Source organism: Agrobacterium vacciniicorymbosi, assembly GCF_040427045.1.
Classification (GTDB): domain Bacteria; phylum Pseudomonadota; class Alphaproteobacteria; order Rhizobiales; family Rhizobiaceae; genus Agrobacterium.
In genome coordinates this window covers 141,186-154,679 of the sequence record NZ_JBETMF010000006.1, presented here as the reverse complement: position 1 = coordinate 154,679, position 13,494 = coordinate 141,186, and the positions used below count along the sequence as shown (strand labels likewise).

Annotated in this window: 9 protein-coding genes; 1 reads left to right on the top strand and 8 read right to left on the bottom strand. The window is 57.9% G+C overall.

Annotated features, from left to right (window positions below):
* Positions 1–62 precede the first annotated feature (62 nt).
* The 8 genes from ABUK73_RS11505 to ABUK73_RS11470 all read right to left on the bottom strand — a co-directional run bounded on the left by ABUK73_RS11505 (position 63) and on the right by ABUK73_RS11470 (position 11,724).
* Complete coding sequence (locus tag ABUK73_RS11505) at positions 63–2,018, bottom strand: methyl-accepting chemotaxis protein (protein ID WP_353577395.1); 1,956 nt, start codon at positions 2,016–2,018, stop codon at positions 63–65.
* A 252-nt stretch (positions 2,019–2,270) separates the two neighbouring features.
* On the bottom strand, positions 2,271–3,578 hold the full coding sequence (gene guaD, locus ABUK73_RS11500) for a guanine deaminase (protein ID WP_353577394.1): 1,308 nt from the start codon (positions 3,576–3,578) through the stop codon (positions 2,271–2,273).
* Positions 3,575–4,822: a urate hydroxylase PuuD gene (gene puuD, locus ABUK73_RS11495; RefSeq protein ID WP_353577393.1), complete on the bottom strand. Its 1,248-nt coding sequence runs from the start codon at positions 4,820–4,822 to the stop codon at positions 3,575–3,577. The genes guaD and puuD overlap by 4 nt, the downstream gene beginning before the upstream one ends.
* Positions 4,823–4,923: 101 nt before the next feature.
* Entirely contained in the window at positions 4,924–5,817 is an 894-nt protein-coding gene (locus ABUK73_RS11490; RefSeq protein WP_353577392.1) for a LysR substrate-binding domain-containing protein, read from the bottom strand.
* A gap of 224 nt (positions 5,818–6,041) precedes the next feature.
* Positions 6,042–6,899: a xanthine dehydrogenase accessory protein XdhC gene (xdhC, locus tag ABUK73_RS11485; RefSeq protein ID WP_353577391.1), complete on the bottom strand. Its 858-nt coding sequence runs from the start codon at positions 6,897–6,899 to the stop codon at positions 6,042–6,044.
* Between the two features lie 212 nt (positions 6,900–7,111).
* Positions 7,112–9,451: a xanthine dehydrogenase molybdopterin binding subunit gene (gene xdhB / locus ABUK73_RS11480; RefSeq protein ID WP_353577390.1), complete on the bottom strand. Its 2,340-nt coding sequence runs from the start codon at positions 9,449–9,451 to the stop codon at positions 7,112–7,114.
* Between the two features lie 3 nt (positions 9,452–9,454).
* Positions 9,455–10,924: a xanthine dehydrogenase small subunit gene (gene xdhA, locus ABUK73_RS11475; protein ID WP_353577389.1), complete on the bottom strand. Its 1,470-nt coding sequence runs from the start codon at positions 10,922–10,924 to the stop codon at positions 9,455–9,457.
* Positions 10,925–10,947: 23 nt separating this feature from the next.
* Positions 10,948–11,724, bottom strand: coding sequence for a 3-hydroxybutyrate dehydrogenase (locus ABUK73_RS11470; protein WP_353577388.1), 777 nt, complete (start codon positions 11,722–11,724; stop codon positions 10,948–10,950).
* Between the two features lie 159 nt (positions 11,725–11,883).
* Here ABUK73_RS11470 and glpK point away from each other — a divergent pair, with 159 nt between their 5' ends.
* Positions 11,884–13,377, top strand: a complete 1,494-nt coding sequence (glpK, locus tag ABUK73_RS11465) for a glycerol kinase GlpK (protein ID WP_353577387.1) — start codon at positions 11,884–11,886, stop codon at positions 13,375–13,377.
* Positions 13,378–13,494: the final 117 nt, after the last annotated feature.

Below are 13,494 nucleotides of genomic sequence, written 5' to 3'. Positions count from 1 at the left end.
AAAAAAAGACTGCGGGCGACAGAGCCACCCGCAGTCTTTGAACTTTACGATCTTAAGATCGATCAGAACTCTTCCCAGCTGTCCTGCGCAACCGCTGCGGCGGAACCACCACCGAAGGCACCGGCGATCTTACGGCCCAGGGCACGAGCCGGGGATGGGGCCGGTCTGGATGCGGCAGAGGCCGAGCGGACGGGTGCGGACGCTGGGGCAGAGCGGCTTGCGCCGGCGCCATTGCCCAGATTGAAGCGCGATAGCAGCTGGTTGAGAGAGGCCGCTTCCTTTGCAAGGCTGTGGCTGGCTGCTGTCGATTGCTCGACCATGGCGGCATTCTGCTGCGTGCCCTGATCCATCGTGTTGACGGCGGTGTTGATTTCCTGAAGGCCAACCGACTGCTCGCGAGAGGATTCCACGATAGCGTTGATGTGGCGGTTGATTTCCTGAACTTCCGTGACGATCACTTCCAGTGCACGACCGGTTTCACCGACCAGATTGACGCCCGAGCGGACATGTTCGCCGGAGGTTGTGATGAGGGCCTTGATTTCCTTGGCAGCCTTTGCCGAACGCTGTGCCAGTTCGCGCACTTCCTGTGCAACAACCGCAAAGCCCTTACCGGCTTCACCGGCGCGGGCGGCCTCAACGCCTGCATTGAGGGCCAGAAGGTTGGTCTGGAAAGCGATCTCATCGATGACGGAGATGATGTTGGTGATTTCGCCGGACGAGCGTTCGATCTCGTTCATGGCGGTCACGGCCTGACGCACGACTGCGCCTGACTTTTCTGCGCCATCACGGGCCTTGGCAACCAGATGGCCGACTTCTTCAGCGCGGTTGCTGCTGTCCTTTACCGTGGTGGTGATCTCTTCCAGAGCGGCGGCTGTTTCTTCAACAGATGCAGCCTGCTGCTCTGTGCGCTTGGACAGATCGTCAGCGGCAGAGCGGATTTCGTTGGCACCGGCATCGATACCACGGGCATTCTGGCCGACGGCATGCAGCGCGTCATTCAGATTGGCGACCGAGCCGTTGAAGTTGTTGCGCAGCGTATCGAGATGAGCAACGAAAGGCGTTTCGATGCGGTAGGCGACGTCACCATCTGCAAGACGGTCGAGACCCTTGGCCAACTGATCGACAGCGAACTGCGTGTCGGCAGCGTCTTTTGCCTTCTGGGCCTCACGCTCGACGCGTTCCTGTTCGGAAAGGCTGCGATTGGCGTCAGCTTCTTTTTCCATCCGAATTTTTTCAAGAGCATTGTCGCGGAAGACGGAGACGGCCTTTGCCATCTGGCCGACTTCGTCCTTACGATCCTGACCTTCAACAGGTGCAGCCGTCTGACCCTGGGCCAGCGAAATCATGCGTTCGCGCAAGGATGCGATAGGCGTCGTAATGCCCTTGGCGGCAACGATGAGAGAAGCGATGATGCCGAGGGCGAATGTTAGGCCCACGGTCACCAGAGACGTCAAGATTGTTGAGTTTGTTTGGTCGGTGATCGCATCGCTCTGGGTGTTGACATTTTTGACGATTTTATCGAGGAAGGTCGCCATCTCGGTTACCAGTGGCAGGATCAGCGCATCCGCTTTTGCCAGTGTCGCTGCGGCTTCCTGATCTTTGTCCACCTGCCCATATTGGACTGCCTGATCCGTGAGCGCGATCACCTCTTTTACTCTGACGGTCAGAGCATCGATTTCGGCGCTATCATTTGGGAGTTTGGTTCTGGCATTTTGTAGCCGTACCAGCAGTTTTGCTTTGGCGTCAGCGTAGAAATCTGTCGCTGTCTTCAGTCTTGGATCGTTTGATGGATAGACGAATGACTGATAGGCACCATAAGCAGTGGCGACCATGTTCCGATTTGCACGGGCAATATCCACAGCTGCGCTGTTATCATTGGCAATGAAATCGGAATAGGTGGTGTCCGCCTGTTTATAGCGGTTGGCAATAAACCCTGTAGCGCCCAATCCCACCAGACACAGTGGAAGAATTAAGGTGAGAATTTTCGTGCGAATGCTCGCATTCTTAAGAAACGACATTTTTCCTCGCGGTTGACTTTAAAACTGCGAACACAATGCTTCTGTAAGGCGCCACAAAGGGAGGTCAGCTGGCAAGCCGTCTCAGGCAGGATCAGTTCGGAGAGATTATTGCAGCATGACAGGGAGGGTGTGCCGTCATGGCGACCGGAGTGGAAGGTTCTGTCGCGCGCAACCTATAAATTCATAGTTTCAATATTATTAAATTTGATTTTATTATTTTAGCGCGACAAGTTCTCTCAAGTTTAGTTTTGACTAAATAACACTTTTTACTGGTTTTCCTGCAATATAAGTTTCAACCACAGTACGGTCATCCCCCATGGTCAGCATCAGAAACAGCTCTTCCGTCAGACTGTTCACCACTTCCATTTTGAGTGCCATTGCCGGTGTGGATGCTGCATTTAGCACGGTAATATCCGCATCCGTACCCGCGTCCAGCGTGCCGATGCGGTCAACCATGGATAGAGCTTCGGCATTGCCGCGAGTCATCAGGTACCAGCTTTCCAGTGGGTTCAAACGTTCTCCCAGCAGTTGCTGAATTTTGTAGGCTTCATCCATGGTGCGCAGCATGGAATAGCTTGATCCGCCGCCGATATCGGTGGCCACGGCGATACGAACAGGCTTTTCACGCCGTTGCAGTTTCTTCATCGGGAACAGTCCGGAGCCGATGAAGAGGTTGGAGGTGGGGCAGTGCACGGCCACCGCGCCGGTTTCGGAGAGAACATCGGCTTCGCGGTCCGACAGATGAATGGCGTGGCCCAGCAGCGTCTTTTTGCCCATCAGGCCGTAACGGACATAGATATCCGTATAGTCGATGGCATCAGGGTAAAGTTCGCAGGTGTATTTGATCTCATCCAGATTTTCGGACAGATGCGTCTGGATGAAGAGATCGGGGAATTCCTGCGCCAGAGCTTGTGCGGCTTCCATCTGTTTCGGTGTCGAGGTGATGGCGAAGCGCGGTGTGATGGCGACGTGGTTGCGGCCCTTGCCATGCCAGTCTGCAATGACTTGGCGGGTTTCATCGTAACTGAGTTCCGGTGTGTCCAGCAGGCCTTGCGGCGCGTTGCGGTCCATCATGACCTTGCCGCCCACCATCAGCATGTTGCGCTTCATTGCTTCTGCAAAGAAAGCGTCGGCGGATGTCTTGTGAACGGAGCAATAGGCCGCAGCCGTCGTGGTGCCGTGGCGGATCAACTCATCGTAGAAATGTGTGGCGATACGCTGCGCATGTGCGCTTTCCACGAACCGGCATTCCTCAGGGAAGGTATAGGTATTGAGCCATTCCAGCAGATTGGCTGCGTAGGAGCCGATGACTTGCATCTGAGGGAAATGCATGTGCAGATCGATGAGACCGGGTACGATGAGGTGAGGGCGGTGATCCGTTTCCTCGATGTCGTCAGGCGCTGACTTGCGAATATCCGCGTAGTCACCGATGGCGCTGATCTTGCCGTTTTCCAGCAGCAGACCGCCGTCTTCGATATAGAGATAACTGGCTGTGTCATCGATGGAGTGCGGCGCGTGGTTGAAGCTTAGAAGTCGTCCGCGCAGCAGAAGCATGCTCATTCCGTTTTTCCTTGGGACACGGCGCTCTCATACCAAGCGGTCAGCACCTTGCGTTCTTGCGGCGTAATCGCCGTGATATTGCCGGGGGGCATCGCATGGCTGCGGCCCGCCTGTAAATAGATTTCCCGCGCATGGGAGGCAATTTGCGCATCCGTTTCCAGTTTGACCGACTTCGGGGTGAAGGGAACACCCTCCCAAACCGGCTCCGCCGCATGGCACATGGAACAGCGGCTCTGCACAACATCCCGCGCAGAGGCGAAATGCATATCGGCTGCGAAAAGCTGCTGGGCGGGCGAAAGCTTGGCTGCTTTTTCTTCCTGCTCTCCCGTCAACACCTTCGGCACGGTGGAGAGCCACATGATGACGATGAAGATCAGCGCTGTCACCAGCCATGTCCATGTGGGTCTGCCCTTACGGGCGTGCGTCGTGTTGAACCAGTGGCGAATGGTAACGCCCATCAGGAACACCAGGGCGGCGATGATCCAGTTGAACTGGGTCGCAAAGGCCAGCGGATAATGGTTCGACAGCATGAAGAAGATGACTGGCAGCGTCAGGTAGTTGTTGTGCAGCGAGCGCTGCTTGGCGATGCGGCCATATTTCGGGTCCGGCGTGCGACCGGCGATGAGGTCGGCGACGACAATCTTCTGATTGGGAATGATGATCATGAAGACATTGGCCGACATGATAGTAGCGGTAAACGCGCCCAGATGCAGGAAGGCCGCTCGACCAGTGAAGATTTGCGTATAACCCCATGCCATCGCCACCAGTGCGATGTAGAGCACGACCATCAGGCCCCAGGTGTTGTTACCGATGGGTGATTTGCACAGCAGATCATAAAACACCCAGCCAATGGCCAACGATGCCAGCGACAGACAGATGGCCTGAAATTGCGTCAGTTCCAGCACGGAATGATCGATCAGAAACAGATCCGCGCCGCCATAATAGACAACACACAGCATGGCAAAGCCGGAAAGCCAGGTGGCATAGCTTTCCCATTTGAACCATGTCAGGTGGTCCGGCATCGAAGCGGGCGCGACCAGATATTTCTGCACATGGTAGAAACCGCCGCCATGCACCTGCCACTCTTCGCCATAAACACCCGGCGGCATGTTCGGGCGCTTCACCAGCCCCAGATCCAGCGCGATGAAATAGAAGGACGAGCCAATCCAGGCAATGGCGGTGATGACGTGCACCCAGCGGACGGCAAAGGCCATCCATTCCCACGCAATGGCATATTCGTACATTATGTTCCCCTGACGTTGCACCGCACTGTGCGAGAAATTCGACCGTCAGAAAAGAGGGAACCTGCGAAACCGACAGATTTGTTGAGGGTAAACAGTGGCCTTCACGTTTCCGTCGGAAACTCCTCCTCCATCCAGTCACTGAAAGCCTTGATCTTGGCGACCTTGCGGCGGCCTTCCTGATAGACGATCCAGTAGTCATGCCCATCATTGCAAACGAGGTCGAAGGGTTGAAGGAGGCGACCGGAGGCGATGTCTTCAGCGAAGTGCACGGGATTGACGATGGCGACGCCATGACCCGCTATGGCCGCCTGCGCCTCAAGATTCTGGATGCCGAAATCGCTGCCGGTTCTGCTGTCGAGATCGGTTTCCGTCACGCCTGCTTCCGCAAACCAGTGTTTCCACCAGCGGTCATTGGGGCTGACGATCGGCAGTTTCAGAATATCGGCCGGATGCTTCAAACCGCCGATGGTCGCGGCCAGCTTGGGGCTGACGACGGGGGCGAAATCCAGTCGCATGATGCGCCGACTGGTCAGGCCCGGCCAATCGCCTTTGCCCCAGCGAATGCCGATATCGACGTTGGTGCGGGCGAAATCCACGATTTCGTTGGAGAGCGCCAGCTGCACCGAGATTTTAGGGTGGCGTGCCTGAAAAACGCCCAAGCGTTTGGCCAGCCATTGGTGCGCGAATGTCGTGGTGCAGGAAATGATGAGAACATCCGCTGTTCTATTGCGCGCTTCTTCCAGCGCTGTTGCGAGAATGCCGAAAGCTTGCGACGCCCGGCCAGCCAGCAACTCGCCCGCCTGCGTCAATTCCACCTGTCTCGGCTTGCGCAGAAACAGCGGTGCGCCGACGAAGTCTTCCAGCAATTTGATCTGGTAACTCACTGCCGTCTGCGTCATGCCAAGCTCTTCGCCAGCCTTGGTGAAACTCAGGTGACGGGCGGCACTTTCCAGCACGCGCATGGCATTTAAGGGGACGTTGCGGGATAGTTTCATGGATAAGTTCTCTTTATCCATTTGATCAGAAGTTTCATTGGTTTTTCCATGAAAACAGGTGCATTCCTTCTTCATAGCATCAAAAGAACTTTGGAGAAATGATATGCGTACAGCCGTTTTCAGCGTCTGGCCACGGCTATTTGCGCGTGCCTGGATTTTGGACTGGTTTTCCAAGAAATCGGCCCAGGTGAGCCCGTCTCAGGAAGACGAAATCCAGGACCACATCAAGCGTGATCTTGGCCTGCTGGATGGTCGTGATCAGATCGGGCCGGGGCGAGAGCGCCAAAGCGATGAATTGCGTGAAGCACTTCGGATGCTACCAAGGTCGCTATGACGGCTGGACGTTTGTCTTTCACGGTATTTCCACCGATGGGCAGAACCAGTCGCTCCAGTGTGGAAACTAGCACGCCTTCGCGCTCCAGCCAGTGCGCGAAGGTGGCGCGTTTGGTCTTGGAGCCGATCATGCCGACATAGGCTAGATCGTCACGGGCGAGCGCTTCCTTGGCGATCAGGAAATCCAGCGCGTGATCGTGGGTGACGATAATGACCGTACCGCCAGCGGGAACGGTTTTCACCATCGCTTCCGGCATGGCGGTAAGATGGGATGACACGGTCTCGGGCAGCCCGACTAATTCCTCACGTCGTGTTTCAATGACGGTGATGGAGAGGGGGAGGAGGGCCAGCGCCTCCGCCAGAGCTTTGCCCACATGGCCAGCGCCGAAAATGAAAACGGCGGGTTGGGATTGATGCTCTTGCGCCAGCCGCTGCTTCAGCCCTTCGGCGATGACGGGCGTGACCCTAGTGAATGTCAGCAATGTGCGCCCACCGCAGCATTGGCCGATTTCGGGGCCGAGCGGAATGTCCATGGTGTCGATGGCGGTCTTGCCCGCCAGCAAAGCGCGGGCGTGGTCGATGGCCATGTATTCGAACTGCCCACCGCCGATGGTTTGCCAGATGCCGGTGTTTGAGACGAGCATGAAGGTTCCGGCTTCGCGGGGGGTGGAGCCTTTGACGGAGGTGATTTCGATGAGGATGGTGGGGGTTGCTCCGGCGAGAAAGGCGGAGATGGGGGAGTCATGCATAGGCGTTGGCCTTGGTGCCCGCGAACCCCCTCTGGCCTGCCGGCCATCTCCCCCACAAGGGGGGAGAAACCGTGCGGCGAGGTCTTCGCTTCAATAGTAGGCGGGTGCATGAGGGACGGAGAGAGCGCGGCATGTTTTCTCCCCCCTTGTGGGGGAGATGGCCGGCAGGCCAGAGGGGGTTCTGCCGCAAACTCAAGGCTTGCCTCATCACCTCACACCTTCCTCAACCGCTCCACCGCCATCAACACCCTCTCAGGCGTCGCTGGCGCGTCCAGCCTCGGGCAGACCTTGTAATCTGCAACGCTGGCCACTGCCATCGACAGCGCTTCCAGCACTGAAATCGCCAGCATAAACGGCGGTTCGCCCACGGCCTTCGAGCGGCCAATGGTGGGCTCGGCGTTTTCGGCCCATTCCGCCAGCTTCACGTCGAAGATTTTCGGGCGGTCGGAGGCTAGGGGTATCTTGTAGGTGGAGGGTGCGTGGGTGCGCAGGCGGCCCTTCGCATCCCACCACAATTCTTCTGTCGTCAGCCAGCCCATGCCCTGAATGAAGCCGCCTTCGACCTGGCCGATATCGATGGCTGGGTTCAGCGATTTGCCGACATCGTGGAGAATGTCGGTGCGCTCCATCATATATTCGCCGGTCAGCGTATCGATGGAGACCTCCGAGACCGATGCGCCATAGGCGAAGTAATAGAAGGGTGTGCCTTTGCCCGCGGCTCTGTCCCAGTGGATTTTTGGTGTCTTGTAAAAGCCTGCGGCGGAAAGCTGGACGCGGGCGAAATAGGCCTGTTTGATGAAGTCGTTAAAGCCGATTTCTTCCGTTCCCACACGAATGCGGTTCGGCAGAAACGTGACCTCGTCCTCGCCCACATTCCATTTTTCCATGGCGAATTTGACCAGCCGCTCCTTGATCTGGCGGGCCGCATCGTAGGCGGCCATGCCGTTGAGATCGGTGCCGGAAGAGGCGGCGGTGGCGGAGGTGTTGGGCACCTTGCCCGTGGTGGTCGCAGTGATCTTGACGCGGTCGATATCCACCTGAAACGCATCGGCAATGACCTGCGCGACCTTGGTGTAGAGGCCCTGGCCCATCTCCGTGCCGCCATGGTTGAGGTGAATGGAGCCGTCGTTATAGACATGCACCAGTGCGCCCGCCTGGTTGAAGGCGGTCATGGTGAAGGATATGCCGAATTTCACCGGCGTCAGCGCAATGCCCTTGCGGATGATAGGGCTGGTCTTGTTGAACTCGATGATCGCCTGTCGCCGCGCCTGATAGTCGCTGGAGGTTTCCAGTTCTTCGACGATGCGGGCGATGATGTTGTCTTCGACCTCCTGATGGTAGGGGGTCGTGGTACGGCCCGAGCCCTGCTGGCCGTAGAAATTCAGCTTGCGGATTTCCAGCGGGTCTTTGCCCACCGCATAGGCGATTTCCTCGATGAAGCGTTCCGCACCCAGCATGCCCTGCGGGCCGCCGAAGCCACGGAAGGCGGTGTTGGAAACCGTATGCGTTTTCAAGGGCTTCGATTGCAGTTTTACGTGCGGATAGAAATAGCTTGAATCCGCATGAAACAACGCGCGGTCGGTGACCGGGCCGGAGAGGTCGGAGGAGAAACCGCAGCGGGCGGCATAGGTGGCGTCCACCGCGTGAATGCGGCCTTCGTCATCGAAACCCACCTCATAATCGACGCGGAAGTCGTGCCTCTTGCCGGTGGCGGTCATGTCTTCATCGCGGTCAGGGCGGATTTTGACGGCGCGTTTCAGCTTCTTGGCGGCGATGGCGCAGAGCGCCGCAAACTGGTTGCCCTGTGTTTCCTTGCCGCCGAAACCACCACCCATGCGCCGCACCTGCACGGTAACGGCGTTGGATGGCACCTGCAGAATGTGGCTGACGATGTGCTGGATTTCGCTGGGGTGCTGGGTGGAACTCCAAACAGTCACTTCATCGTCTTCGCCCGGCACCGCCATGGCGATGTGGCCTTCGAGATAGAAATGCTCCTGCCCGCCAATGCGCATCGTGCCGGTCAGGCGGCGTGGGGCGACGTCCATTTCCAGCTCGGCTTCGCCACGCTGAAGCGTCATGCCGGGGGTGACGAGCGGTTCGCCATTTTCCGTGGCGCCGTCGATATCACTCCAGTGCGGTAGATCGTTGTAGGTGATCTTCGCCTTGCGCGCTGCCTTGCGGGCAATGTCGCGGGTTTCGGCAAACACGGCAAAGATCGGCTGGCCGTGAAACTCCACCAGCTTTTCCGCCAGCAGCGGTTCGTCGTGGCGACCGCCGGAGGAGACATCGTTTTCGCCGGGCACATCCTTGCCGGTCATCACCCATAGAACTCCGGGCGAGGCTTCCACCTCTGACAGGTCCATCGCAACGATTTCGGCATGGGCGCGATCCGCCATGCCGATGGCACCATGGATCATGCCCGCCGGTTCGGGAATATCATCGATATATTCGGCACTTCCGGTGACATGCTTGTGCGCTGAATCATGCCGCAGGGAGCCATGCATCTTGCCATCGACAACGGTTTTGGTGCGCTCGAAGGTGTTGGTGTCCATGGCTCAGGCCTCCGCCAGTACGAAGCGCTGCAATTCCTGGCGCTCGCCTGATGTCTCTAGAAAGAACCGTGTCAGCAGGTTCTTCGCCGTCAGTATCCGGTACTCCGCCGTCGCGCGCCAGTCCGTCAGCGGCTGGAAATCCTCGTCGAGGGTATCGCGGGCCGCTTCGATGGTCTCCATAGTCCACGGCTGGCCCATCAACGCTTCTTCCAGCTTCGCAGCACGTTTCGGCGTTGCCGCCATGCCGCCGAAGGCGATGCGGAGGTCTTCGGCGGTGCCTGCCTCATCCAGCTTCAGATAATAGGCAGCGCAGAGTGCGGAGATGTCCTCGTCGCGGCGCTTGGAAATCTTGTAGACCGCGTAATGCACATCCTCAGACGGGATCGGCACGAAAATCTTCTCCACAAACTCGCCGGAGAAACGGTCCTGCTTGCCGTAGTCGATGAAGTATTTTTCGAGCGGCATAGTGCGGTTGCCTGATGCGGAGCGAAGGGTCAGCGTTGCGCCGAGTGCGATCAGCGCCGGTGGTGTATCGCCGATGGGTGAGCCGTTGGCGATGTTGCCGCCGATGGTGCCCATGTTGCGCACCTGCTGTCCGCCAATGCGGTCGATCAGACGGGCGAAGGGTGGAATGTACTTTGCGAGAACGGTGAAAGCGTGGCTGTAAGTCACGCCAGCGCCTATCGAAATTCCGTTGTTTTCAACAGTGATCGATTGCAGCTCGCTCAGGTGATTGATGAAGATGACTGGGTTCAGCGCCCGCATCTGCTTCGTCACCCACAGGCCGACGTCGGTGGAGCCAGCGACGATGGTGGCCTTTGGCTCGGCAGCATAGGCGGCGGCAAATTCCGGCAGGTTGCCCGGAATGATCGTACGACAGTCATCTTTTGTGACGGTAATCGTCTCGTTGAGCGGAATGGCCCAGAGGCGGGACATGATGCTGGCGCGGTCGCGCTCTATCGGGTCGAACAATGTGCTTGGCTTGGCAGCCGTCACGCTTTCGGCGGCGCGAATGATCGGCTCGTAACCGGTGCAGCGACAGAGATTGCCCTGCAAGGCCTTTTCGATGTCAGCTCGCGATGGCTTGTTGCTCGTCAGCCAGAGGCCATAAAGCGACATGACAAAGCCGGGCGTGCAGAAGCCGCATTGTGAGCCGTGATAATCCACCATCGCCTGCTGCACCGGGTGCAGCACGCCATCCTTGCCAGCCAGATGCTCGATGGTGACGATGTGGGTGCCGTGCAGCGAGCCCATGAAGCGGATGCAGGCATTGACGGTCTCATAGCGCAGCGAACCATCGATCAGCCGACCGACCAGCACGGTGCAGGCGCCGCAGTCGCCTTCGGCGCAGCCTTCCTTGGTGCCGGTCAGTCTTTTTCGCAGCCTCAGATAATCGAGCAGCGTCTCCGTCGGGCCGAAATCCCGAAGAGAAACGGTCTCGTTATTGAGGATGAAGCTGATTGCGTCTTTCATGCCATGCCTTCGTATGCTTGTCGTTATTGGGCGGTCCAGCCACCATCGATGGAAATATGCGTGCCGGTGATCTGTCTGGCCGCATCACTGGCCAGGAAGATCGCGGTTGCCGCGATGTCCTCGACCGTCACGAATTCCTTCGTTGCTTGCAGCCGCAGGAGAACATCGTTCTTTACCTCTTCCTCGCTGATGCCGCGTGCCTTGGCCGTATCGGGTATCTGTTTTTCCACCAGAGAGGTCAGCACATAGCCGGGGCAGATGGCGTTGACGGTAATTCCTGTCTCTGCAAGCTCCAGCGCTGCGGATTTCGTCAGGCCGATGATACCATGTTTTGCCGCCACATAGGCAGATTTAAACGGCGAGGCGACCAGCCCGTGGGCCGAGGCGATGTTGATGATACGGCCTTTTCCCGCCGCCTTCATCAGCGGAATGGCAGCCCGCATGGTGTGGAAAGAACTGGTCAGATTGATGGCGATGATCTGGTCCCATTTTTCCGGCGGAAACTCCTCGACCGGGGCCACATGCTGCACACCGGCATTGTTGACCAGAATATCCACCGCACCCATTTTCTCGTGGGTGGTTTTGACCAGATCGGCAATCTCATCCGGCTTGCTCATATCGGCGGGGTGGTAGAGAACACGTGTGCCGCTCTCGGCCTCCATCAAAAGGCGCGTGTCTTCGATTTCGTGCTCATCGCCGAAGCCGTTGAGCATGACGTTGCAGCCATCATTCGCGAAGGCCTGCGCGATGGCCAGACCAATACCGCTGGTAGAGCCGGTTACTATAACAGTCCGATGCATGCGTTCCCCTTTTTACCCAACGTTGCAACGCTTTACATCAGGTTATGCTTAAACCGGGGGAACTGGCAATCGGATTTCACAACAGTGCGCACTTGCCGTGGCTTGACTTTACGGGCTGCGCATATTGTGTTGCGCGACATTGAATTCCGGGAGGCATGAATGGGCGGCTATATTCTCGCCATCGACCAAGGCACGACATCGACGCGTGCCATTGTTTTCGATGGCTCCATGCAGGTGGCAGGAACGGGGCAAAAGGAGTTCCGCCAGATTTTTCCAGACTCAGGCTGGGTGGAGCATGACCCGGAGGAAATCTGGGAAAGCGTCGTCTGGTCCATCAAGCAGGCACTCGAAAAAGCAAAGCTGAAAGCCTCCGACATCTCGGCCATCGGCATCACCAACCAGCGCGAAACCACGCTTTTGTGGGAGCGTGACACCGGCAAGCCGTTGCACAATGCCATCGTCTGGCAGGACCGGCGCACCGCCAAGCTGTGCGAAAAGCTGAAGAAAGAGGGGCACGAAAAGGCCTTCGTCAAGAAGACCGGACTGCTGCTCGACCCTTATTTTTCCGGTACCAAGCTGTCCTGGCTTCTCTCCAAGATCAAGGGTGCACGCAAGCGGGCCGAAAAGGGCGAGCTTTGCTTCGGCACGGTCGATACGTTCCTGATCTGGCGGCTGACGGGCGGCAAATCCTTCGTGACGGATGCCACCAATGCATCGCGCACGCTGATGTTCAACATCGAAAAGAATGTCTGGGACAAACAGCTTCTCGAAATCCTAGACGTGCCGCCATCGGTTTTGCCTGAAGTGTTAGATTGCGCTGCCGAATTCGGCGTTGCGGATGAAGAACTGTTCGGCGCGCCGATCCCCATTCTCGGCGTGGCGGGCGATCAGCACGCCGCCGTCATCGGGCAAGCCTGTTTCGAACCCGGCATGCTGAAATCGACCTATGGCACCGGCTGCTTTGCGCTTCTCAACACCGGCGAAGACATGGTTCGCTCCAAGAACCGGCTTTTGACCACTATCGCCTATCGTCTGGATGGCAAGACGATCTATGCGCTCGAGGGCTCCATCTTCGTCGCTGGTGCTGCCGTGCAGTGGCTGCGCGATGGGTTGAAGGTCATCGGTTCGGCATCGGAAACCGGCGCGCTGGCCGAAAAGGCAGACCCTTCGCAGGATGTTTATCTGGTACCCGCCTTCGTTGGCCTCGGCGCGCCCTTTTGGGATGCGGATGCACGCGGGGCGATGTTCGGCCTGACGCGCGGCACAGGTCCTGCGGAGTTTGCGCGCGCGGCACTGGAAGCGGTCTGCTACCAGACGGGCGACCTGCTGGACGCCATGCATAAGGACTGGAAAAATGCAAATGGCGACACGGTTCTGCGTGTGGATGGCGGCATGGTGGCCTCCGACTGGACGATGCAGCGCCTGTCCGACCTCATCAACGCACCGGTGGACCGCCCGGTCATTCTGGAAACGACGGCACTGGGCGCGGCATGGCTTGCGGGCAGCAAGGCGGGCGTGTGGCCAGACATGAAGGCGTTTTCGCAGGCATGGTCGCGCGACCATCGCTTTGAGCCGCAGATGGACGATGAAACCCGCGAACGCAAGATCAAGGGTTGGAAGAACGCTGTGCAGCGAACGCTGAGCAAAGTGTGAGATCAGCACCACCAAGGCTGCGTGCCGGTCCCGGCGCGCAGCGGCGCAACACCATTTCTTAATGAGTTAAGTCGTAAATTCGGCAATTGAATAAAATCGACAGTAGTGTCGTTTCGA

Excerpts from the sequence above, each read along its gene's own strand:
- ABUK73_RS11505 (WP_353577395.1), bottom strand. The coding sequence starts at position 2,018 with ATGTCGTTTCTTAAGAATGCGAGCATTCGCACGAAAATTCTCACCTTA.
- guaD (WP_353577394.1), bottom strand. The coding sequence starts at position 3,578 with ATGAGCATGCTTCTGCTGCGCGGACGACTTCTAAGCTTCAACCACGCG.
- puuD (WP_353577393.1), bottom strand. The coding sequence starts at position 4,822 with ATGTACGAATATGCCATTGCGTGGGAATGGATGGCCTTTGCCGTCCGC.
- ABUK73_RS11490 (WP_353577392.1), bottom strand. The coding sequence starts at position 5,817 with ATGAAACTATCCCGCAACGTCCCCTTAAATGCCATGCGCGTGCTGGAA.
- xdhC (WP_353577391.1), bottom strand. The coding sequence starts at position 6,899 with ATGCATGACTCCCCCATCTCCGCCTTTCTCGCCGGAGCAACCCCCACC.
- xdhB (WP_353577390.1), bottom strand. The coding sequence starts at position 9,451 with ATGGACACCAACACCTTCGAGCGCACCAAAACCGTTGTCGATGGCAAG.
- xdhA (WP_353577389.1), bottom strand. The coding sequence starts at position 10,924 with ATGAAAGACGCAATCAGCTTCATCCTCAATAACGAGACCGTTTCTCTT.
- ABUK73_RS11470 (WP_353577388.1), bottom strand. The coding sequence starts at position 11,724 with ATGCATCGGACTGTTATAGTAACCGGCTCTACCAGCGGTATTGGTCTG.
- glpK (WP_353577387.1), top strand. The coding sequence starts at position 11,884 with ATGGGCGGCTATATTCTCGCCATCGACCAAGGCACGACATCGACGCGT.